The sequence below is a fragment of the Streptomyces sp. NPDC048171 genome (assembly GCF_043202655.1).
Lineage (GTDB): Bacteria > Actinomycetota > Actinomycetes > Streptomycetales > Streptomycetaceae > Streptomyces.
Genome location: NZ_JBIDAU010000008.1, coordinates 442,524 through 463,107, shown reverse-complemented (window position 1 = coordinate 463,107; position 20,584 = coordinate 442,524). Strand labels below are relative to the sequence as shown.

Annotated in this window: 17 protein-coding genes; 15 read left to right on the top strand and 2 right to left on the bottom strand. The window is 72.7% G+C overall.

Going from position 1 to position 20,584, the window contains the following annotated elements:
* The first annotated feature begins 2 nt into the window (after nt 1-2).
* Genes ACGF3J_RS24635 through ACGF3J_RS24565 form a run of 15 tightly spaced genes read left to right on the top strand, consistent with a single transcriptional unit; the run spans nt 3 to nt 18,568 of the window.
* Nucleotides 3-2,189: a bi-domain-containing oxidoreductase gene (locus ACGF3J_RS24635; protein WP_393854808.1), complete on the top strand. Its 2,187-nt coding sequence runs from the start codon at nt 3-5 to the stop codon at nt 2,187-2,189.
* Entirely contained in the window at nt 2,186-4,162 is a 1,977-nt protein-coding gene (locus ACGF3J_RS24630; protein WP_393854807.1) for an alginate lyase family protein, read from the top strand. Before ACGF3J_RS24635 ends, ACGF3J_RS24630 begins: the two co-directional genes overlap by 4 nt.
* Before the next feature lie 8 nt (nt 4,163-4,170).
* A complete protein-coding gene (locus ACGF3J_RS24625) occupies nt 4,171-5,691 on the top strand; it encodes a right-handed parallel beta-helix repeat-containing protein (RefSeq protein ID WP_393854806.1) in 1,521 nt (506 codons plus the stop codon).
* A 1-nt stretch (nt 5,692) separates the two neighbouring features.
* Entirely contained in the window at nt 5,693-6,934 is a 1,242-nt protein-coding gene (locus ACGF3J_RS24620) for an O-antigen ligase domain-containing protein (protein ID WP_393854805.1), read from the top strand.
* Nucleotide 6,935: 1 nt separating this feature from the next.
* Nucleotides 6,936-8,177 (top strand): glycosyltransferase, encoded by a 1,242-nt coding sequence (locus ACGF3J_RS24615; protein ID WP_393854804.1) that lies wholly within the window; start codon nt 6,936-6,938, stop codon nt 8,175-8,177.
* On the top strand, nt 8,174-9,409 hold the full coding sequence (locus ACGF3J_RS24610; protein ID WP_393854803.1) for a class I SAM-dependent methyltransferase: 1,236 nt from the start codon (nt 8,174-8,176) through the stop codon (nt 9,407-9,409). The genes ACGF3J_RS24615 and ACGF3J_RS24610 overlap by 4 nt, the downstream gene beginning before the upstream one ends.
* Nucleotides 9,406-10,200, top strand: a complete 795-nt coding sequence (locus ACGF3J_RS24605; RefSeq protein ID WP_125490282.1) for a sugar phosphate nucleotidyltransferase — start codon at nt 9,406-9,408, stop codon at nt 10,198-10,200. Before ACGF3J_RS24610 ends, ACGF3J_RS24605 begins: the two co-directional genes overlap by 4 nt.
* Nucleotides 10,197-10,844, top strand: coding sequence for a PIG-L family deacetylase (locus ACGF3J_RS24600; RefSeq protein WP_161326451.1), 648 nt, complete (start codon nt 10,197-10,199; stop codon nt 10,842-10,844). Before ACGF3J_RS24605 ends, ACGF3J_RS24600 begins: the two co-directional genes overlap by 4 nt.
* A 6-nt stretch (nt 10,845-10,850) precedes the next feature.
* Complete coding sequence (locus tag ACGF3J_RS24595) at nt 10,851-11,876, top strand: NAD(P)-dependent oxidoreductase (protein WP_161326450.1); 1,026 nt, start codon at nt 10,851-10,853, stop codon at nt 11,874-11,876.
* Entirely contained in the window at nt 11,873-13,171 is a 1,299-nt protein-coding gene (locus ACGF3J_RS24590) for a DUF4910 domain-containing protein (protein ID WP_393854802.1), read from the top strand. Before ACGF3J_RS24595 ends, ACGF3J_RS24590 begins: the two co-directional genes overlap by 4 nt.
* Nucleotides 13,172-13,176: 5 nt before the next feature.
* Nucleotides 13,177-14,499 (top strand): hypothetical protein, encoded by a 1,323-nt coding sequence (locus ACGF3J_RS24585; RefSeq protein WP_393854801.1) that lies wholly within the window; start codon nt 13,177-13,179, stop codon nt 14,497-14,499.
* Nucleotides 14,496-15,443, top strand: coding sequence for a glycosyltransferase family 2 protein (locus ACGF3J_RS24580; RefSeq protein WP_393854800.1), 948 nt, complete (start codon nt 14,496-14,498; stop codon nt 15,441-15,443). Before ACGF3J_RS24585 ends, ACGF3J_RS24580 begins: the two co-directional genes overlap by 4 nt.
* The gene (locus ACGF3J_RS24575) at nt 15,440-16,678 is read left to right on the top strand and encodes a polysaccharide pyruvyl transferase family protein (RefSeq protein ID WP_161326892.1); all 1,239 of its coding nucleotides are present in this window, start codon (nt 15,440-15,442) and stop codon (nt 16,676-16,678) included. Before ACGF3J_RS24580 ends, ACGF3J_RS24575 begins: the two co-directional genes overlap by 4 nt.
* Nucleotides 16,675-17,226, top strand: coding sequence for a dTDP-4-dehydrorhamnose 3,5-epimerase family protein (locus ACGF3J_RS24570; RefSeq protein WP_386931136.1), 552 nt, complete (start codon nt 16,675-16,677; stop codon nt 17,224-17,226). Before ACGF3J_RS24575 ends, ACGF3J_RS24570 begins: the two co-directional genes overlap by 4 nt.
* A 7-nt stretch (nt 17,227-17,233) precedes the next feature.
* Nucleotides 17,234-18,568: a glutamate-1-semialdehyde 2,1-aminomutase gene (locus tag ACGF3J_RS24565; RefSeq protein WP_393854799.1), complete on the top strand. Its 1,335-nt coding sequence runs from the start codon at nt 17,234-17,236 to the stop codon at nt 18,566-18,568.
* A 7-nt stretch (nt 18,569-18,575) separates the two neighbouring features.
* Here ACGF3J_RS24565 and ACGF3J_RS24560 read toward each other — a convergent pair whose 3' ends face one another.
* On the bottom strand, nt 18,576-19,256 hold the full coding sequence (locus ACGF3J_RS24560) for a phosphatase PAP2 family protein (protein WP_393854798.1): 681 nt from the start codon (nt 19,254-19,256) through the stop codon (nt 18,576-18,578).
* Between the two features lie 117 nt (nt 19,257-19,373).
* The gene (locus ACGF3J_RS24555) at nt 19,374-20,510 is read right to left on the bottom strand and encodes a PQQ-dependent sugar dehydrogenase (RefSeq protein ID WP_393854868.1); all 1,137 of its coding nucleotides are present in this window, start codon (nt 20,508-20,510) and stop codon (nt 19,374-19,376) included.
* Nucleotides 20,511-20,584 lie beyond the last annotated feature (74 nt).

Genomic DNA, 20,584 nt, shown 5'->3' with positions numbered 1-20,584 from the left:
CGGTGAAACAGGTAGTGCAGAACTACAAGAGCGGCGAGCTGACGCTGCTCGACGTCCCGGTGCCGGGGTGCAAGCCGGGCGGTGTGCTGGTGCGGAGCGCCTACTCGCTGATCTCCACCGGGACCGAGCTGATGAAGGTGTCCGAGGCGGGCATGTCGATGGTCGGCAAGGCCCGCTCCCGGCCGGACCAGGTCGCCAAGGTGGTGCAGAGCGTGGCCACCAACGGAGTGCCCGCCACCTACCGCAAGGTGATGGGCAAGCTGGACTCCTACACGCCGCTCGGCTACTCGCTGTGCGGGGTGGTCGAGCAGGTCGGCGCCGGGATCGACGACGTGTCCGTGGGTGACGTGGTGGCGTGCGCGGGCAACGAGCACGCGCTGCACGCCGAGGTGAACTGGGTCCCGAAGAACCTCTACACCCGCGTGCCGGACGGCCTCGCGCCGCGGCACGCCGCGTTCGGCACCGTCGGGTCCATCGCGTTGCAGGGCGTGCGCCGCGGGGAGCCCCAGCTCGGCGAGGTGGCGCTGGTCGTCGGCCTCGGGCTGATCGGTCAGCTGGTGGTGCAGTTGCTGGCCGCTTCGGGGGTGCGCGTGATCGGGGCCGACCCCGACCCGGTGCGCTGCGAACTGGCCGAGCGGCTGGGCGCGGCGGCCTGCGGCGCCCCCTCCTCACCGGCCGTGGAGAACGCCGTCGCCGAACTCACCGGCGGCCACGGTGTGGACCAGGTGTACCTGGCCGCGGGCGGCGGCAGCAACGAGCCCGTGGAGCTGGCCGCCCGGCTGAGCCGGGACCGCGGCCGGGTCGTCGACATCGGCAAGTGCAGCCTGGACCTGCCCTGGAACGCGTACTACGAGAAAGAGCTCGACGTCCGGTTCTCCCGCTCGTACGGCCCCGGCCGCTACGACCCGGAGTACGAACTGGAGGGGCGCGACTACCCGATCGGCTATGTGCGCTGGACCGAGCGTCGCAACCTGGCGTGCTTCCTCGATCTCGTCGCCCGCGGTCGCGTCGACGTGGAGCCCCTGGTCTCCCACACGGCCGACTTCGACGACGCCGTCGAGACGTACCGGAGCCTGAAGGACGGCGGTCTCAAGGCCGTGGCCGTCCTGTTCCGGTACCCCGGACACACGGAGGAGGCGGTGGCGCCGGAGCTGACGGTGCCCGCGGTGCGCCGCGGTGGCGGGGCCCCCGCGCCGGGCCGGCCCGGCAAGACGCCGGTGCGGCTGGCGTTCGTCGGCGCCGGGAACTACGCGACGTCGATGCTGCTGCCGCACCTGGCGCGGCGCGAGGGCATCGAGTTGTCCACGGTCGTCACCACGACAGCGCTGTCCGCGGCCAACGCGCAGCGCAAGTTCGGCTTCGCCGAGGCGACCACGGAACTCGACGCGGTGCTCGACGACCCGTCCGTCGACGCGGTGTTCGTGGTCACCCGGCACAGCTCGCACGCCGAGCTGACCCGCAGGGCGCTGCTGGCCGGCAAGGCGGTGTTCGTGGAGAAGCCGCTGGCGCTGACCGAGGACGAACTGGCCGGGGTGCTCGCGGCGGTGGAGGAGTCGGGCAACGACCGGCTGCAGGTGGGCTTCAACCGCCGGTTCGCGCCGCTGCTCCTGGAGGCGCGGGAGCGGTTCGGCGCGCGGACGGGGCCGGCCAGCCTGCGCTACCTGGTCAACGCGGGCCGGCTGGAGCACGGCAGCTGGTACCTCCAGCAGGGCACCCAGGGTTCGCGGTTCGCCGGTGAGGGCGGGCACTTCATCGACACGGCGAGCCGGCTGCTCGAAGCCGACCCGGTGTCGGTGTACGCGACGGCGACGCCCGGCAACGAGGACCTCCAGGTGGTGCTGGGCTACCCGGGCGGCTCGACCGCCACCATCAGCTACCTCACCACCGGCCCGTCCGGGTTCCCCAAGGAGACGCTGGACCTGGTCGCCGACGGCCGGGCGCTGCGGCTCGACGACTTCGTCCGTGCCTCCGTCTACGACGGCGGCCGGAAGCGGTGGGTGAGTTCCCGGTTGCCGAAGGCGCGGGACAAGGGCCAGAACGCCGAACTGGCCGCGTTCATCGGGGCCGTGCGGACCGGCCGGCCGATGCCGGTGCCGCTGGAGTCGCTGGTGGCGACCACCGCGGCCACTCTCGCCGTGCAGGCCAGTCTGGCCGGCGGCGCGCCGGTCACGTTGGCGGCGGCGCGATGACCGTGAACTCGGGGAGCCCGGGCTGGTACCTGCGGCGGCTGTCCCGGATGGGGCCGCGGGAGGTCGGCGGCCGGGCGGGAGACGCCGTGCGCAGGCGGCGCTGGCGGTCGGCGCCGCCGCACTCCCCGACCGTGACCGGCGCCCGGTTCACCGCGGTCCTGCCCGCGGGGACGGTCGCCGCGGTGCCCCCGGACGCCGCGAAACGGCTCGTCGCCGAGGCCGACCGGCTGATGGCCGGGCACGTCGAGTACTTCGGCGTGGTCCGCGACGACCTGGCCGACCCGGACTGGTGGTACGACCCGAAGACCGGGCGCCGGGCTCCCTGGGGCTACGCCTTCGGGGTGCCGTACCGGGACGAGGAGGTGGTCGGTGACATCAAGCAGATCTGGGAGCTGTCCCGGCACCAGTACCTCACCGTGCTCGCCGCCGCCTACGCGATCACCGGCGACGAGCGGTACGCGGAGCGCGTGGCCGACCATCTGCGGTCGTGGTGGGCGGCGAACGCGCCGCTGCACGGGGTGCACTGGACCAGCGGGATCGAGCTGGGGATCCGGCTGCTGTCGTGGGTGTGGGTCCGCCGGCTGCTCGACGGCTGGCCGGGCGCGGCGGAGTTGTTCGAGGACAACCCGGTGGCGCTGAACCAGATCTGGCACCACCAGCGCTGGCTGCCCGCTTTCCCCAGCCGGGGGTCGTCGGCCAACAACCACGTGATCGCCGAGGCCGCCGGGCAGTTCGCGGCGTCCTGCGCCTTCGGGTGGTTCCCCTCCTCGGCGCGGCTGCGGGCCGACGCGCTGCGGTCCCTGGAGCGGCACCTGCGGGGCAACACCTTCCTGTCCGGACTCAACCGCGAGCTGGCCACCGAGTACCACGGGCTCGTGCTGGAGCTCGGCCTGGCCGCGCTGGCGGAGGCGGACCTCGCCGACGTGCCGGTGCCGCCGACGCTCCGGCTGGTGCTGCTGCGGATGACCGACGCGCTCGCGGCGATCGTCGACGACCGGTTGCGGCCGCCGCGCCAAGGGGACGCCGACGACGGCCACGGTCTGGTCGTGGACGGGGCGGGCACCGACCGCTGGGGCTCGCTGCTGGCCACCGGGGATGCGGTGTTCGGACGGCGCGCCTGGTGGCCGGAGGTGACCGGAACCGACGTCCGCACCCCGCTGCTGGCCGCGCTCATCCGGCCGTACCCGAAGGCCGGAGCCGTGCCCCCGGTTACCCGTCCGGCGAGGCGCCCGGCCCACTTCGCCGACGCGGGGCTCACCGTCCTGCGCGGACCGGACGGGATCTGGTGCCGCTGCGACGGCGGTCCGCACGGCTTCCTGTCCATCGCCGCGCACGCGCACGCGGATGCGCTGTCCGTGGAGGTGCGGCAGGACGGCGTCGACGTGCTCGCCGACCCCGGGACGTTCTGCTACCACGGGCAACCCGTGTGGCGCCGCTACTTCCGGTCGACGCTCGGGCACAACACCCTGCAACTGGACGACGCCGACCAGTCCGTGTCCGGCGGCCCGTTCCTGTGGACCCGGCACGCCCGCAGCCGGGTGCTGGTCGCGGAACCGTCCGGGGCCCTGGACGGGGGGACGGCCCGCTGGTGCGCCGAGCACGACGGATACCGGCGCTCCGTGCACCGCCGCCGGGTGGAGCTGGCGGCCGCGAGCCGGGAGCTGAAGGTGGTCGACGAGGTGCGCGGCCCGCGCCGGTCCGTGCGGCTGGCCTTCCACCTCGGTCCGGCGATCGCCGCGGACCTGACGGGGAGCCGGGCCGCCCTCACCTGGCACCGGGACGGCGCGGAGCGCTCCGCCGTGCTCGACCTGCCCGGGGAGCTGAGCTGGCGCGCGCACCGCGGCGAGACCGATCCGCCGCTGGGCTGGTACTCCGCCGGTTTCGGGCGCAAGGAACCCGCCACGACGCTCGTCGGCACCGGCTTCTCCGACGGGGCCGAGGGGTTCACCACCGTACTCAGGTTCCACGGCTAGGGGGCCGCGTGGGGATCAAGTGGCGGCGCTGGGCGTTGCCTGCCGCACTGCTGGCGCTGACCCTGCTGGCGGCGACCGGCTGCGACAGCACGCAGGGCGCGCGGCCGAAGCCGACCGCCGCGCCGACCGCGCCGGTCGCGCGCGTGTGCGCCAAGCCGGCCGCCGGCCCCGCGACGGCGCCGGCGGGCGCGGTGACGGTGGACCCCAAGGTTGCCGGCGATCTGGCCGCGAAGACCAGGAAGAGCCCCCCGAACACCACGTTCTGGCTGCGTCCGGGCACCCACCGGCTCCAGCCGGACCGTTACGCGCAGGTCGTCCCCAAGGAGGGGAACCGGTATCTCGGAGCCCCGGGCGCGGTGCTCGACGGCCGGAAGACCAACCAGTACGCGTTCGGCGGCACCGCCCGCGACGTGACCATCCGCCACCTGACCGTGCAGGGGTTCGTCGCGCCGCACGACGAGGGCGTGGTCAACCACGACTCCGCCGACGGCTGGGTGGTCGAGCATGCGACGATCCAGCAGAACTCCGGTGCCGGGCTGATGGCCGGTGCCCGCCAGCGGGTCCGCGCCAGCTGTCTGCGCGACAACGGCCAGTACGGCATGAACGCGTACAAGGGCGGCGGCGGCATCACCGGCCTGGTGGTCGAGGGCAACGAGATCACGGGCAACAACAGGGACGACTGGGAGCGGCGGCGGCCGGGCTGCGGCTGCACCGGAGGAGTCAAGTTCTGGGCCGTCGACGGCGCCGACGTCCGCGGCAACTGGGTGCACGACAACCGTGGAACCGGACTGTGGGCGGACACCAACAACAACGACTTCCGCATCGAGGGCAACGTGCTGGAGGCCAACGACGGAGCCGCGCTGATCTACGAGACCAGCTACAACGCCGTCGTCCGCAAGAACACGATCCGGCGCAACAACTGGGTCGAGGGCCGCCGTTACGCCGACCGCGGCGACAGTTTCCCGCTCGCGACCGTCTACGTGTCCGAGTCCGGCGGCGAACCGCGGATCCGGGCCCGCACGGACCGGATCGAGATCTACGGCAACACGCTGGAGAACAACTGGTCCGGGATCACCCTGTGGGAGAACGCCGACCGGTTCTGCAACAGCCCGGCCAACACCTCCTCCGGTGAGTGCACACTCCTGGTGAAGGACACCGACCGGTGCGCACAGCCGGCGATCGCCACCGCACCGCTGTACGCCGACTGCCGGTGGAAGACCCAGCGGGTGACCATCCACGACAACCGCTTCGTGCTGGACAAGTCCGTCGTCGACTGCACGGCGCTCTGCGACCGGATGGCGGTACTGGCCAACTACGGCACTTACCCCGACTGGTCGCCGTACCAGGGCGAGCGCGTGGCGGAGGCGATCACCGGCGAGCAGCACAACCGCTGGTACGACAACGTCTACCTCGGCGCGTGGACGTTCGTCGCCCACGACCCGAGCCGCACCCTCGACTCCGGACAGTGGCAGGGCATGCCGTACCGGCAGGACGAGGGCAGTACCTTCCGCGCTCGGGACGGTGGTTGAGATGGCCGCCGAGCACACCACGCCCAAGGCCGTGGCGACGGTCTGGGGGCTGCTGGTCCTCAACACGCTGGGTTCCACCGGGGCGGAGACCATCGTGCCGCTCCCCCGCTCCCTCATCCAGATGGTCACCATGGGCGCGCTGGTCGCCGCGTTCGCGCTGGCGCTCCTGGTCAACCTCCGGCTGCGCGTGCGGGCGAGTTCCTTCCTCCTCCTGCTCACCCTGCTGCTGGTGCCGAGCGTGATCTCCAGCCTGAGCCTGGAGTCCGGGTTCGGCGCGTTGTTCCGCTGCGCCCGGCTGGCGCTCTTCCTCGCCACCCTGTGGCTGCTCAGCCGCTGGTGGGACGGCGGCACGACGTTCGTCCGGCACCACATCCGGATGTATGTGGCGGTCCTCGGGACGGTGGCCGCCGGCGCGGTCGTCTCACCGGGCACGGCCCTGCCCGACCTGTACGGCGGGCGGCTGGTCGGCGCCCTGTGGCCGCTCACCCCGCCGCAGATCGGGCAGTACGCCGCGGTGGTCATCGGCCTCACCGTGCTGCTCCTGCTCGGTCACCGCACCGACCGGACCAGTGCGGCACTGGTCGTAGTACCCGCACTCGTCCTGCTCGTGCTGACCCACACCCGGACCGCCACGCTCGGTCTGCTCGCCGGGCTGGCCCTGGCGATCGGCTCGCTCGTCCTGACCAGCGCCGCCGCCCGGCGGTTCTTCACCTGGGCGGTGGGGTGCGCCGCGCTGGCGGCGGTGGTGTTCGGCTCCGCGCTGCACGCGTGGTTCCTGCGCGGCCAGAGCGAGGAGAACTTCACCAGCCTCACCGGGCGGGCCAAGGTCTGGGACGCCCTGCTGGCGGCTCCCCGGACGACTTCGGAGTACCTGTTCGGCGCGGGCCTGGGCGACAAGTCCTTCGGCGGGCTGCCGATCGACAACAGCTGGCTGGCCGTGTACCACGAACAGGGCGTGACCGGCGTGGCACTGGTGGCGGGCATGGTCGTCGTCCTGGGCGCCGTCGCGCTGCTGCGGCCGCCCTCGCTGTCGAGGGCCTGCGCGATCTTCCTGATCAGCTACTGCGCGATCGCGTCGTACACCGAGGCGGGGCTGGGCGACGCCTCGCCGTATCTGCTGCATCTGGCCGTGGCCGCGTCGCTGCTGGCGGCCCCCGCCCCGTCGGCCACTCCCCTCCCGGCACCGGGAGCCCCCGACCGACACGTCCCGCGATGGGCCCGCAGCACACCGGAGGTGACCTGAGATGCACGTCCTCGTGGCGCACAACCGCTACGCCTCGGCGCAGCCGAGCGGGGAGAACAAGGTCGTCGACCAGGAGGTGGCGCTGCTTCGCGGAGCCGGGCACCGGGTCGACCTGTTCGAGCGGCGCAGCGACGAGATCGCCGCCCGGTCCCTGCCGGGCAAGGTCGCGGTGCCGCTCCTCGTGCCGTGGAATCCGGCGGTGCGGGCGGAGCTCACCGCGCGGCTCCGTGCCGAACGGCCGGACGTGGTGCACATCCACAACGTCTTCCCGCTGCTGTCGCCGGCGGTACTGGCCGCCTGTGCCGACGCGGGTGTGCCCGCCGTCGCCACACTGCACAACTACACCCAGGTGTGCCCGCCCGGCACCTTGCAGCGGGACGGCCGGCCGTGCACCGAGTGTGTCGGGTCCGGTCCGCTGCCCGCGGTCCGGCACGGCTGCTACCGCAACTCCCGGCTGGCGACGGTGCCGCTCGCGGTCAGCATGTCGGTCAACCGGCGGCGCTGGTGGTCCGGCGTGGAGCGGTTCTTCTGCATCTCCTCGGCCCAGCGCGACGTGCTGGTGGAAGCGGGCATGCCGGCCGAACGGCTGTCGGTGAAGCACAACTTCGTGCCCGACCCGGGCGCCCGGCGGACGGGCCCCGGCGAGCACCTGCTCTTCCTCGGCCGCCTCGCGGAGGCCAAGGGCGTGCGGCTGCTGATGGCCGCGTGGGACGAGATCGCCGCCGGTGGTGGCGTGGGCGTACCGCTCGTGATCGCCGGCGCGGGGCCGCTGGAGCGGGAGGTGGCCGCCTGGGCGGCGGGCCGGGAAGACGTGCGGTACGTCGGGCTGTACGACCCGGCCCAGTGCCGGGAGGCCGTCGCGCGGTCGGTCGCCGTGGTGGCGCCGTCCACCTGGCTGGAGGCGTTCGGCCTGGTGGTCGTGGAGGCGATGGCCGCGGGGGTCCCGGCCGTCGCCGCCGGTCACGGCGCCTTCGTCGAACTCGTCGAGGACGGGGTGAGCGGGCTGCTGCACCGGCCGGGCGAGCCCGCCTCGCTTGCCTCGTGCCTGCGCCGGATCACGGCCGGGGCGTCCCGCAACCGGGAGATGGGACGGGCGGCCCGGCACCGTTACGAGCAGGGCTTCAGCCCGGCCGTCGGGCTGGAGCGCCTGCTGGAGGGGTACCGCACCGCGATCGCGGATCGGTCAGCACTGGCCCGGGGCGGGCGCGCCCGCGCGGGCAGGGGGGATGGGAACAGCACATGACACGATGCCGACTCTGCGGCTCCGAGGCGACGGAGAGCGTCGTCGACCTGGGGGCGACACCACCGTGCGAGAGCTTCCTCTCGGCGGGGCAACTGGCCCAGCCGGAGCCGACATACCCGCTCCACCTGCGGGTCTGCACCGACTGCTGGCTCGCGCAGATACCTCCGCTGATCACGCCGGAGGAGACGTTCACGCAGTACGCGTACTTCTCCTCCTACTCGACATCCTGGGTGGAGCACGCGCGCACCTTCGTCGCCGACGCCGCGGCGCGGCTGGATCTCGGCCCCGCCGCCTTCGTGGTCGAGGTCGCGAGCAACGACGGGTACCTGCTGAGGCACGTGACGGACCGCGGGATCCGCTGCCTGGGCATCGAGCCCTCGGTGAACGTCGGCGCCGCGGCGCGGGAGGCGGGTGTGCCCACGCTGACGGCGTTCCTGGACCCGGAGACCGGCACCGCCGTCCGCGCCGAGCACGGCCCGGCGGACCTGGTCGTGGCCAACAACGTGTACGCGCACATCCCTGACGTGGTCGGGTTCACCCAGGGGCTGCGCGCCCTGGTCGCCGACGACGGCTGGGTCTCGATCGAGGTGCAGCACCTGCTGACGCTGATCGAGGAGAACCAGTACGACACGATCTACCACGAGCACTTCCAGTACTACACGGTCGCGTCCGCGATCCGGGCGCTGGCGAGCGGCGGGCTCGCCCTCGTGGACGTCGAGCTGCTGCCCACGCACGGCGGTTCCATCCGGCTGTGGGCGCGGCCGGCCGAGGTGGCGGGCGAGCCGGCCCGGCGGGTGGCCGACGTGCTGGCCCGGGAGAAGGCCGCCGGGCTGCAGGAGCTGTCCGGGTACACCGAGTTCTCCGCCCGGGTGGCCAAGGTGCGCCGGGACCTGCTGCGCTTCCTCGTCGACGCGGCCGAGCGCGGCGAGACCGTGGTCGGCTATGGCGCGCCGGGCAAGGGCAACACCCTGCTCAACCACTGCGGCATCCGGCCCGACCTGCTGCCGTACACGGTCGACCGCAACCCGTACAAGCACGGCAGGTTCACTCCGGGTACCCGCATCCCGATCCTGCCGCCCGAGCAGATCGCCACCGACCGGCCGGACTACGTCCTCGTCCTCCCCTGGAACCTGCGGGACGAGCTGATCGAGCAGTTGTCCTTCGTACACGACTGGGGCGGCCGGCTGGTCTTCCCCATTCCGGAACTGAGCATTGTCGAGGTCAAGCGATGAAGGTCGTCCTGTTCTGCGGCGGTTACGGCATGCGGATGCGCAGCGGCACCTCCGACGACGTGCCCAAGCCGATGGCGATGGTCGGCCCGCGCCCGCTGATCTGGCACGTCATGCGGTACTACGCGCACTTCGGGCACACCGAGTTCATCCTGTGCCTCGGGTACGGCGCGCACCACATCAAGGACTTCTTCCTCAACTACGAGGAGACGACGTCCAACGACTTCGTGCTGCGCGGCGGACGCACCGAGCTGCTGTCCACGGACATTTCCGACTGGACGATCACGTTCGCGCAGACCGGCATCGAGTCGCCGATCGGGGAACGCCTGCGCCGGGTGCGCCACCACCTGGACGGCGACGAGATGTTCCTCGCCAACTACGCCGACGTGCTCACCGACGCCCCGCTGCCGGAGATGATCGACCGGTTCGCCGCGCGCGACGCCGGGGCGTCGATGATGGTGGTCCCACCGCAGTCGTCGTTCCACTGCGTGGAGCTGGGCGAGGACGGTCTGGTGGGCGGCATCACCGCAGTCGGGGAACTCCCGCTGTGGGAGAACGGCGGCTACTTCGTGCTCCGTCAGGAAGTCTTCGACCACATACCGGAGAACGGCGACCTGGTCGCCGACGGGTGCGCCCAACTGGCCAAGCGGGGACGCCTGGTGGCGCATCAGCACCGAGGTTTCTGGAAGCCCACCGACACGGTGAAGGAGCGGGCCGCCCTCGACGCCGCTTACGCCCAGGGCGACCGTCCGTGGGCCGTGTGGGAGCGGGCCGGCGTCGGAGCGGGCGCGTGATCGGGCTCGGGGGCGGGCCCCTGGACCGGATCGTCGCGGTGGGCGCGCACTGCGACGACATCGCCATCGGTGCCGGCGGCACCCTGCTCACGCTGTGCCGCGCGCGGCCGGGTGTCCGCGTCGACGCGCTGGTGCTGTCCGGCGGTGGCGGCGAGCGGGAGCAGGAGGAGCAGGCCGCGCTCGACGCCTTCTGCCCGGGCGCCGATCTGCGGCTGACCGTGCTCAAGCTGCCGGACGGCCGGATGCCCGCGCACTGGGAGGAGGCCAAGGCCGCGGTCGAGGAGCTGCGCGAGCGGACCGAACCGGATCTCGTGTTGGCGCCGCGTACCGACGACGCGCACCAGGACCACCGCGGCCTGGCGGAGCTGATGACCACCGCGTTCCGCGACCACCTGGTGCTCCGCTACGAGATCGCGAAGTGGGACGGCGATCTCGGGCGCCCGGTGGCGTACCAGCCGCTGTCGCCGGAGACCGCGGAGCGGAAGGTACGGCTCCTCCAGGAGCACTACCCCTCGCAGCGGCACCGGCCCTGGTACGACCGGGAGGCCTTCCTCGGTCTCGCCCGGATCCGCGGCATCGAATGCCACGCGCGCTACGCCGAGGCGTTCGCCGTCACCAAACTCACTCTCAACCTGGGGGGTTGAACAACCTTGCGCGTACTGCTGACCGGACACCAGGGCTATCTGGGCACCGTGATGGCGCCCGTCCTCACGGCCGCCGGGCACGAGGTCGTCGGTCTCGACGCCGGCCTGTTCGCCGACTGCCTGCTGGGCCCGTCACCCGAGGACCCGCCCGGGCACCGGGTCGACCTGCGTGACGTCACGGCCGAGCATGTGAGCGGCGTGGACGCCGTGATCCACCTGGCCGCGCTCTCCAACGACCCTCTGGGCTCGCTGGCGCCGGAGCTGACGTACGACATCAACCACCACGCGTCCGTGCGGCTGGCCCGGCTGGCCCGCGACGCCGGGGTGCGGCGCTTCCTGTACGCGTCGACCTGCTCGGTCTACGGCGCCGCGGGTGGTGGCGACCTGGTGGCCGAGGACGCCCCGCTGCGCCCGGTGACGCCGTACGCGGAGTCCAAGGTGCGGGTGGAGGACGACCTGCACGCGCTGTCCGACGGCGACTTCAGCCCGGTGTACATGCGCAACGCCACCGCCTTCGGCCATTCGCCCCGGCTGCGCGCCGACATCGTGCTGAACAACCTGGTGGGCCACGCGCTCCTGTCGGGCGAGGTGCTGGTGCTCTCGGACGGCACCCCCTGGCGTCCGCTGGTGCACGCCGTGGACATCGCCCGGGCCTTCACGGCCGCGCTGACCGCGCCCCGGGAGGCGGTGCACGACCGGGCGTTCAACATCGGCAGCGAGGTCAACAACGTCACGGTCGCCGAGATCGCCGAGCAGGTCGCGGCGGCGGTGCCGGACTCACAGGTGGTGATCACCGGGGAGACGGGTGCCGACCCGCGGTCGTACCGGGTGGACTTCTCCCGGTTCCGCGCCGCGGTGCCCGGCTTCGACTGCGAGTGGACGGTGAAGCAGGGCGCGCTCGAACTCGCCGACGCCTACCGGAAACACGGGCTGACCCGGGAGGACTTCGAGCGCCGCTTCACCCGGCTGGCCGTGCTGCGTGCGGCCACCGACGCCGGCGCCGTGGACGACACCCTGCGGTGGCGCGGATGACGACGGCCGGCGCACAGCCGGGGACGTCGGTCGGTGAGCGGATGCACGCGCTGGTGGAGCGGATGTACCCGCTGTGCCGGAGCATCACGGGCGACGGGGTGCGGGCCACCCTGGAGATCGTGGGCGAGTACCTGCCGCTGCGGGTGCACGAGGTGCCGACCGGGACGCAGGTGCTCGATTGGACGGTGCCGCAGGAGTGGAACATCCGCGACGCGTACATCGCCGACGCGCGGGGCAACCGGGTCGTCGACTTCGCCGCGTCCAGCCTGCACGTGCTCGGCTACAGCGTCCCGGTGTCGGCGACGATGCCGCTCGCCGAACTCCGTGCGCACCTGCACACCCTGCCGGACCATCCCGCCTGGGTGCCGTACCGCACCAGCTACTACAAGCCCGACTGGGGTTTCTGCCTGGCCCAGGACACCCTGGACGCGCTGCCGGACGGCGACTACGAGGTCCGGATCGACTCCACCCTCGCCGACGGCCACCTCACCTACGCCGAGCACGTGGTCCCCGGGCAGGTCCCCGACGAGGTGATCGTCTCCTGCCACGTCTGCCACCCGTCGCTGGCCAACGACAACCTGGCCGGCATCGCGGTGGCGACGTTCCTGGCCCGGGAGCTGGCGGAGCGGACGCCGTACTACACGTACCGGTTCCTGTTCGCGCCCGGCACCATCGGGGCCATCACCTGGCTGGCCCGCAACGCGGAGCGCGTCGAGCGGGTCAAGCACGGCCTGGTGCTGGCCTGCGCGGGCGACCGGGGCCGGCTGACCTACAAGCGGAGCCGGCGCGGTGACGCGGGCATCGACCGGGTGATGCGGCACGTGCTGGAGACCTCCGAACGCCCGCACCTCGTCACCGAGTTCACCCCTTACGGATACGACGAGCGCCAGTTCTGCTCGCCCGGCTTCGACCTCGGTGTGGGCTCGCTCACCCGCACCCCGTACGCCGGCTACCCCGAATACCACACCTCGGCGGACGACTTGGACTTCGTCTCCCCCCGGGCGATGGAGGACACGCTCGCCGTCTGCCGTGAGGCGTTCGCCGTGCTGGACCGCGACCGGCGGTACGTCAACCTCAGCCCCTACGGCGAACCACAGCTGGGGCGGCGCGGGTTGTACGACTCGCTCGGCGGCCGCAGCGACGCCAAGCAGGCTCAGATGGCCATGCTCTGGGTGCTCAGCCTCTCCGACGGCGAGCACGGTCTGCTGGACATCGCCGAGCGGTCCGGGCTCCCGTTCGACACCGTCGCCGACGCGGCCGACGCCCTGCACGGCGCAGGGCTGCTCAAGGCGTGACGCCCATGACCACCGGAGGGAAGAAGACGACGACGGCCTCGGCCGACGAGGCCGGACCCGCCCGGCCCAGCGGCACGCGGGCCATGGCGGGCATGGCCGGCCGGCTGTCCTGGGGACTGGCCGACCAGGCGGCCTCCAGCATCTCCAACTTCGCGGTGGGGATCTACGTGGCTCGCTCGCTGGGGCTGACCGCGTTCGGCGTGTTCAGCCTGGCCTGGGTGACGTACGGCGTGGTGCTCAGCGTCTCGCGAGGGCTGGCCACCGACCCGCTCGTGGTGCGCTTCAGCGGCGTGCCGGAGGCGTCCTGGCGCGGGGCTGTGGCCCGGTCGTCGGGCACCGCGCTCGGCGTCGGTGCCACCGTCGGCGCGGTGTGTCTGGTGGCCGGCCTCGGTATGGGCGGCCGCGTGGGGCCCGCCTTCGCCGGCCTCGGCCTCATGCTGCCGGGGCTGCTGCTGCAGGACGCCTGGCGGTATTCGTTCTTCGCCGCGGGCCAGGGGCGCAAGGCTTTTGTGAACGACGTCGTCTGGGGTGTCGCGCTCGTCCCCGCCATGGTGGTGGCGGCCCGGGTGGGCAGCGTGACCGCGTTCGTGGTCGCGTGGGGCACGTCCGCCGCGGTGGCCGCCGTGTACGGCTGCTTCCAGTCCGGCATCCGGCCCAGGTTCACCGGGGCACGCGACTGGCTGCGCGACCACCGCGACCTCGGTTACCGGTACCTGGTCGAGAACGTCGGCGTCAGCGGCTCCAGCCAGCTGCGGGCGTACGGGCTCGGCGTGATCGTCGGCGTCGGCGCGGTCGGTGTGATCCGGGGAGCCGAACTGCTGCTCGGCCCCTTCCTCGCGGTACTGATGGGGCTGTCGCTGGTCACCGTGGCGGAGGCGGCCCGGGTACTGCGGGAGGCCCCGCGGCGGCTGGGCAGGTTCTGCCTTCTCCTGGGCGGCGGGCAGGCCGTCGGCGCACTGCTCTGGGGCGCGGCGCTGCTGCTGGTCCCGGACCGGCTGGGCGAGCTGGTACTCGGTGATGTCTGGGACGGCGCGTCGGCCATCGTCGTGCCGGTCACTCTCGGTGTCGCGGGCGCCGGCCTCGGCACCGGCGCGGCGGCCGGGCTGCGCGCGCTCGCCGCGGCCCGGCGCAGTCTGCGCTGCCAGCTGTTCGCCTCCGTCTGCTACGTCGGCGGAGGGCTCGGTGGTGCCTTCGCGGCCGGCACGGCCGGTTCCGCCTGGGGCGTCGCCACCGCCGCCGCCTGCGGCTCCGCCGTCTGGTGGCTGCAACTGCGGGCCGCCCTGCGCGAGCGCCACCACCATTCCATCCGTGAAGTGAGGACGCCATGACCGCCCATCCCCGGCTGAGCATCGGCCTGCCCGTGTACAACGGCGAGGAGTACCTGTCCGAGGCGTTCGACGCCCTGCTCGGCCAGACCTACGAGGACTTCGAGCTGGTCGTGTCGGACAACGCCTCGACCGACGGCACCCGGGACATCTGCCGCCGGTACGCCGCGCGGGACTCACGCATCCGGTACCTCAGGCTGCCCAGGAACATCGGCGCCGCGCCCAACCACAACTACGTGTTCACCGAGTGCCGGGGCGAGCTGTTCAAGTGGGCCTCGCACGACGACCTGTACGCCCGTGACCTGCTGCGCCGCTGCGTGCAGGCGCTGGACGAGCGGCCGGAGGTGATCCTCGCGCACAGCGGGCAGGCGGTCGTCGACGGCGACGGCGAGGTGAAGGTCCCCTACGAGTACGGGCTCGCGACCGACTCGCCGCGCGCGCCGGAGCGCTTCCGCAGTCTGCTGTTCGAGCCCGGCGGCGACGACTTCTACGGAGTGATGCGGGCCGACGTGCTGCGCCGGGTGAAGCCGCACGACAGCTACCACCACGCGGACCGCACGTTCGTCGCCGAGATCACCCTGCACGGCCCCTTCCACCAGGTGCCGGAGCTGCTGTACTTCCGCCGCGACCACCCCACCCGCGCCGAGCGGGCGAACCCGGGCAAGCGCGCCCGGTGCGTCAACCTGGACCCGCGCCGGGCGGGCCCGCTGCACCCGACGCCCCGGCTGCTCGCCGAGTACGTCTGGGGCTTCGTCGCGGCGATCCGGCGGGCGCCGTTGTCGGCCGCGGACCGGCGCGCGTGCTACCGCCACCTTGCCGCGTGGATGACCAGCCGGGCCCGGCCCGGTGCCGGTGAGCGGGTCGAGGACCGCGCGCCCGTCGACCCGGGCCGGCACACCGTCTCCGTCGACGCGCTCGTCGCCGGCCGCGAGGGGAGGCAGGCATGACCGTTGCGCACGGAACACCGGTGCGCGTAGGGGTGTTCGGGCTGCTCGGCTCCGGCAACGTCGGCAACGACGGATCGCTCGAGGCCGTGCTCGGGTACCTCCGCGCCGAGCATCCGGCGGCCGTCGTGGACGCGCTGTGCGGTGGACCCGAACACGTCGAGAGCAGGTACGGGATCCCGGCGACCCGGCTGAACTGGTACGGCGGCGAGTACCGGACCGCGTCCCGGGCGAGCGCGATCGCGGCCAAGGGGCTCGGCAAAATCGTCGACGCCGTCCGCACCGCCGTCTGGGTGCGCCGGCACGACGTGGTGATCGTGCCGGGCACGGGCGTCCTGGAGGCCACGCTGCCGCTGCGGCCGTGGGGGTTCCCGTACTCGCTGTTCCTGCTCTGTGCGACCGGGCGGCTGCTCCGTACCCGGGTCGCGCTGGTCAGTGTGGGCGCCGCCACGATCGCCCGGCGGCCGACCCGCGTGTTGACGCGCTGGTCGGCACGGCTGGCCACCTACCGGTCGTTCCGGGACGGCATGTCCCGTGACGCGATGCGGGAGATGGGCGTGGACACCGCGCGCGACGAGGTCTACGAGGACCTCGTGTTCGCTCTGCCGACACCGGCGACGAGCGCGCCCTCGGCTCCGCAGGGCACGGTCTGCGTCGGTGTCATGGCCTTCCACGGCGGCAACGACGACCGCGCCAGGGCCGACGAGATCCACCGGCGCTACCTCGACGGAACGACGCGGTTCGTCCGCGCGCTCGTCGCGGAGGGCAGACCGGTCCGGCTGCTCACCGGCGACGAGCTCGACCGGCCGGTGGCCGACCGCATTCTCGACGCGGTGGACTCGCCGCTGGTCACCGTCGCCGAGACGGCCTCGCTCGCCGACCTGATGAAGGAGACGGCGGCCGCCGACACCGTGGTGGCGACCCGGTACCACAACCTGGTCTGCGCCCTGAAGGTGGGCACGCCGACGCTCGCGCTCAGCTACTCGGCCAAGAGCGACGCCCTGATGGCGCGCATGGGCCTGGCCCCGTACTGCCAGCCGGCGCGCGACATCGACGCCGAGCATCTGCTGGAGCAGTTCCGGGAGTTGGAGAAGCGCTCGGCGGAGCTGCGGCTGACCCTCGCCGAGCGGAACGAGGGCGCCGTCCGGCGGCTGGAGCAGCAGTTCACCGTCCTGACCGCGACCCTGTTCCCCTCGACCGGCAACGCCGGCGCCCCCGCCCGACAGGAGACTTCATGAAGGCGACCGCGGTCCCGGAGATCACCGGCGCGTACCTCTTCGAGCCGGTGCCGTACGCCGACGAACGCGGCTTCTTCTGCCGCACCTTCGACGCCGACGTGGTCCGCTCGGTGGGCCTCGACCCGGACGCCTTCGTCCAGGACAGCGTGTCCCGCTCGGTCCGGGGCGTGCTGCGCGGGCTGCACCTGCGCGCGGGGGCCGGAGAGGCCAAGCTGGTGCGGTGCTCGTACGGGCGGATCCTCGACGTCGTGGTCGACCTGCGACCCGGCTCCCCGACCTACCGCAACGTGGCCACCTTCGAGCTGTCCGGCGAGACACAGGTGACCCTGTACATCCCTGCGGGGTGCGCGCACGGCTTCCAGGCGCTGACCGAGACCGCCGACACCTCCTATCGGATCGACCGCCCGCACGATCCGGCCGAGGACGTCACGATCGCCTTCGACGACCCCGAACTCGCCGTTCCCTGGCCGCTGCCGCCCAGGTCGATGTCCCGGCGGGACCGGGAGGCGCCGAGCCTCGCCGAGGTCCTGAAGCAGAGAGAGGGCTGAAGTACGCGTGAACACCCAAGGGCCCGAAGGCCTCCGCCTGCCCCGGTCGCGGCAGGCCAACGAACGTCTGCACGCCATGATTCCCGGGGGCGCGCACACCTACGCCAAGGGCGACGACCAGTACCCCGACGACCTGGCCCCGGTCATCAGCCACGGCCGCGGTGCCCATGTGTGGGACGTCGACGGCAACCGCTACGTCGAATACGGCTCCGGCCTCCGGTCGGTGAGCCTCGGGCACGCGCACCCGCGCGTGGTCGAGGCGGTACGGCGCGAACTCGACCGCGGCAGCAACTTCGTCCGGCCGTCCGTCGTGGAGGTCGAGGCCGCGGAACGCTTCCTGGCCACCGTGCCGACCGCGGAGATGGTGAAGTTCGCGAAGAACGGATCCGACGTCACCACCGCCGCGGTACGTCTCGCCCGCGCCGTCACCGGGCGCGCACGAGTCGCCATCTGCGGCGACCATCCCTTCTACTCCGTCGACGACTGGTTCATCGGTACCACGCCCATGTCCGCCGGTGTTCCGGCGGCGACCACCGATCTCACCGTGGCCTTCCCGTACGGCGACCTGGCCGCCACCGAGGAACTGCTCGCCCGGTACCGGGACGAGGTCGCCTGCCTGATCCTCGAACCGGCCACCCACAACGAGCCGCCGCCCGGGTATCTCGCCGGTCTGCGCGAACTGGCCGACCGGCACGGCTGCGTGCTGGTCTTCGACGAGATGATCACCGGCTTCCGCTGGTCCGAGGCGGGCGCCCAGGGCCTGTACGGCGTCGTCCCCGACCTCTCCACCTTCGGCAAGGCGCTGGGCAACGGGTGCGCCGTCTCCGCCCTGGCCGGGCGCCGCGATCTGATGGAGTGGGGCGGACTGCGTCACTCCGGCGACCGGGTGTTCCTGCTGTCCACCACGCACGGGGCCGAAACGCACTCGCTGGCGGCCGCGATGGCCGTGCAGACCACCTACGTCGAGGAGGGCGTGACCGCGCGGCTGCACGCGCTCGGCGAGCGCCTCGCCGCCGGTGTCCGCGACGCCGCGGCCGGCATGGGTGTGGCCGACCACGTTGTCGTCCGGGGCCGGGCCAGCAACCTGGTCTTCGCCACCCTCGACGAGAACCGTCGGCCGTCACAGCCGTACCGCACCCTGTTCCTGCGCCGGCTACTGGCGGGCGGGGTGCTGGCCCCGTCGTTCGTGGTGAGCAACGCTCTCAGTGACGCCGACATCGATCACACCGTCGACGTGGTGGCGCAGGCGTGTGCGGTGTACCGGAAGGCACTGGACGCGGGTGACCCCACGCCGTGGACGGGGGGACGCCCGGTGAAACCGGTGTTCCGGCGTTCCGTGTGACCCGGCGTCAGCGGCGCTCCGGCTGAGGGGCGTCGGACATCCGTCCGGCCCGCCTGCCGGCCGCCCGGTCGACCATCCACGCGGTGGCCGGTGTCACCGCCAGCGCGGTGCACCAGCCGCCGAGCACGTCCGTCGGGTAGTGCGCGCCCAGCACGACCTGCGCCCAGCCCATCGCGGCGCCGGCCGCCGTCGCCGTGGCGAGCACGAGCGACGGGCCGGCGGCGCCGCCGATCCGGAGCCGGCCGGTCACGAGCAGCGCGACCGCGAGGGCGAACGCGGTGAGGAAGGCGGTGTGCCCGCTCGGGTAGGACAGGTGACCGTCGTGGATGGTGCGTCCCACCACCGGTTTGAGAAGCTTCGTCGCCACCACGGACAGGCCGGGACCGGCCACGACGAACACGGCCGCACGAGGCCACCGAACCACCAGGGCACCCACCGCCGCGGCCACCACCAGCATCGCCGCTCCCCCGGGCTCCCCCAGGAAGTCCGTGGCCAGGGCGACATCCCGCCACGCCGATCCCGCACCGTCAACGGCCGCCCCGACCCGCGCGTCCACCACACCGGGCCCGCCGGCACCGCCGTAGAGAACCCCGACCGCGACGACCACCAGTGCGGCGAGCACCACCACCGCCCCCCACCACACGCGCGGCCCCGTCACAAGCACCGCACGCTCCCGCGCACCGGTCACAGGCGCGCCCACTCAACGGGGGCGTCGGAGGACGCGGTCGGGCCGCACGATGAGGGTCACCCGTCCACCCTACCCTCGCGAAGTGCGGCCCTTCCGGGCCTCCGTCATACCCTCATGTCACGCCGGGTCGACCCGCCAGACCGTGCCGCCGATGGCCAGGGCGTACAGCTCGCCGTCGGTGTCCTGGGCGAAGGAGACGATCTCTCCGCCGTTCACACCGAGGTCGTGCTCGGCGGTCACCTTGCCGTTCTCGATCTCCAGGGAGCGCAGGGTGCCGTCGCAGTAGTCGCTGTAGACGTACTGGCCCGCGAGGTCCCCGATGGCCTGGCCCCGGTAGACGTAGCCGCCGGTGACCGAGCAGCCGAGGCCGTTGCGGTCGTACTCGTGGATCGGCGGGACGTGGTTCGCGGGCTCGGTGCCGCCGCGGAAGGGGTGGGTGCCCTCCATCTGCGCCCAGCCGTAGTTCTCGCCGCCCTTGCTGTCCGCGGGCGCCCAGTCGATCTCCTCCCACTCGCTCTGACCGACATCCGCGATCAGCAGGTCGCCGGAGCCCGAGTCGAAGGAGAACCGCCACGGGTTGCGCAGCCCGTAGGACCAGATCTCGCTCTTGGCGTTGGGGTCGCCGACGAAGGGGTTGTCCTTCGGGACGGCGTACGGGGTGCCGCCCTTCGGGTCGATCCGGAGCAGCTTGCCGAGCAGGGTGTCGAGCTTCTGCCCGTTGCCGTCGGGGTCGCCGCCGCCTCCGCCGTCGCCGAACGCGATGTAGAGGTAGCCGTCGGGGCCGAACGTGATGTCGCCGCCGTTGTGGTTCGACTCGGGCTGCTGCTGGGTCAGGACGGTGCGCCGGGTGTCCTCCTGGATCGTCCCGTCCTGGACGGCGAACTCGTCGATGGTGCTGGTGCCCTGGAGGTCGGTGTAGGAGATGTAGAAGTGCGCGAAGTCCTTGTCGAACGTCACGCCGAGCAGGCCGCGTTCGCCGTCGGTGGTGGTCTCGTCGGAGATGTCGAGGACGGGTTCGCCGAGTCCGGCGTCGTTCAGGACCCGGACCGTTCCCGCGCGTTCGGCGATCCAGACCGTGTCGCCGGGTCCCGCGGCACCGGCGGTCGGGTTCTTGGCCTGGGCGACCTCCGTCAGCGCGACCTGCGCCGCGCTCGTTTCGGTGGCGGGCTCGTCGGCGTACGCCGTGGCCAGTGCCAGGGATCCGACGAGACCGAGGGTGCCGATGATCGCCGACAATCTGGTGCGAACTTTCACCATTGCCTCCCGGAGGCGGTGAGTGGGGGGAGTTCACCCGGCTGCTCGGGTCGCGGTCGTGGGGCGCCTTCCGA

Excerpts from the sequence above, each read along its gene's own strand:
- ACGF3J_RS24585 (WP_393854801.1), top strand. The coding sequence starts at position 13,177 with ATGACCACCGGAGGGAAGAAGACGACGACGGCCTCGGCCGACGAGGCC.
- ACGF3J_RS24615 (WP_393854804.1), top strand. The coding sequence starts at position 6,936 with ATGCACGTCCTCGTGGCGCACAACCGCTACGCCTCGGCGCAGCCGAGC.
- ACGF3J_RS24605 (WP_125490282.1), top strand. The coding sequence starts at position 9,406 with ATGAAGGTCGTCCTGTTCTGCGGCGGTTACGGCATGCGGATGCGCAGC.
- ACGF3J_RS24630 (WP_393854807.1), top strand. The coding sequence starts at position 2,186 with ATGACCGTGAACTCGGGGAGCCCGGGCTGGTACCTGCGGCGGCTGTCC.
- ACGF3J_RS24580 (WP_393854800.1), top strand. The coding sequence starts at position 14,496 with ATGACCGCCCATCCCCGGCTGAGCATCGGCCTGCCCGTGTACAACGGC.
- ACGF3J_RS24570 (WP_386931136.1), top strand. The coding sequence starts at position 16,675 with ATGAAGGCGACCGCGGTCCCGGAGATCACCGGCGCGTACCTCTTCGAG.
- ACGF3J_RS24620 (WP_393854805.1), top strand. The coding sequence starts at position 5,693 with ATGGCCGCCGAGCACACCACGCCCAAGGCCGTGGCGACGGTCTGGGGG.
- ACGF3J_RS24575 (WP_161326892.1), top strand. The coding sequence starts at position 15,440 with ATGACCGTTGCGCACGGAACACCGGTGCGCGTAGGGGTGTTCGGGCTG.
- ACGF3J_RS24610 (WP_393854803.1), top strand. The coding sequence starts at position 8,174 with ATGACACGATGCCGACTCTGCGGCTCCGAGGCGACGGAGAGCGTCGTC.
- ACGF3J_RS24590 (WP_393854802.1), top strand. The coding sequence starts at position 11,873 with ATGACGACGGCCGGCGCACAGCCGGGGACGTCGGTCGGTGAGCGGATG.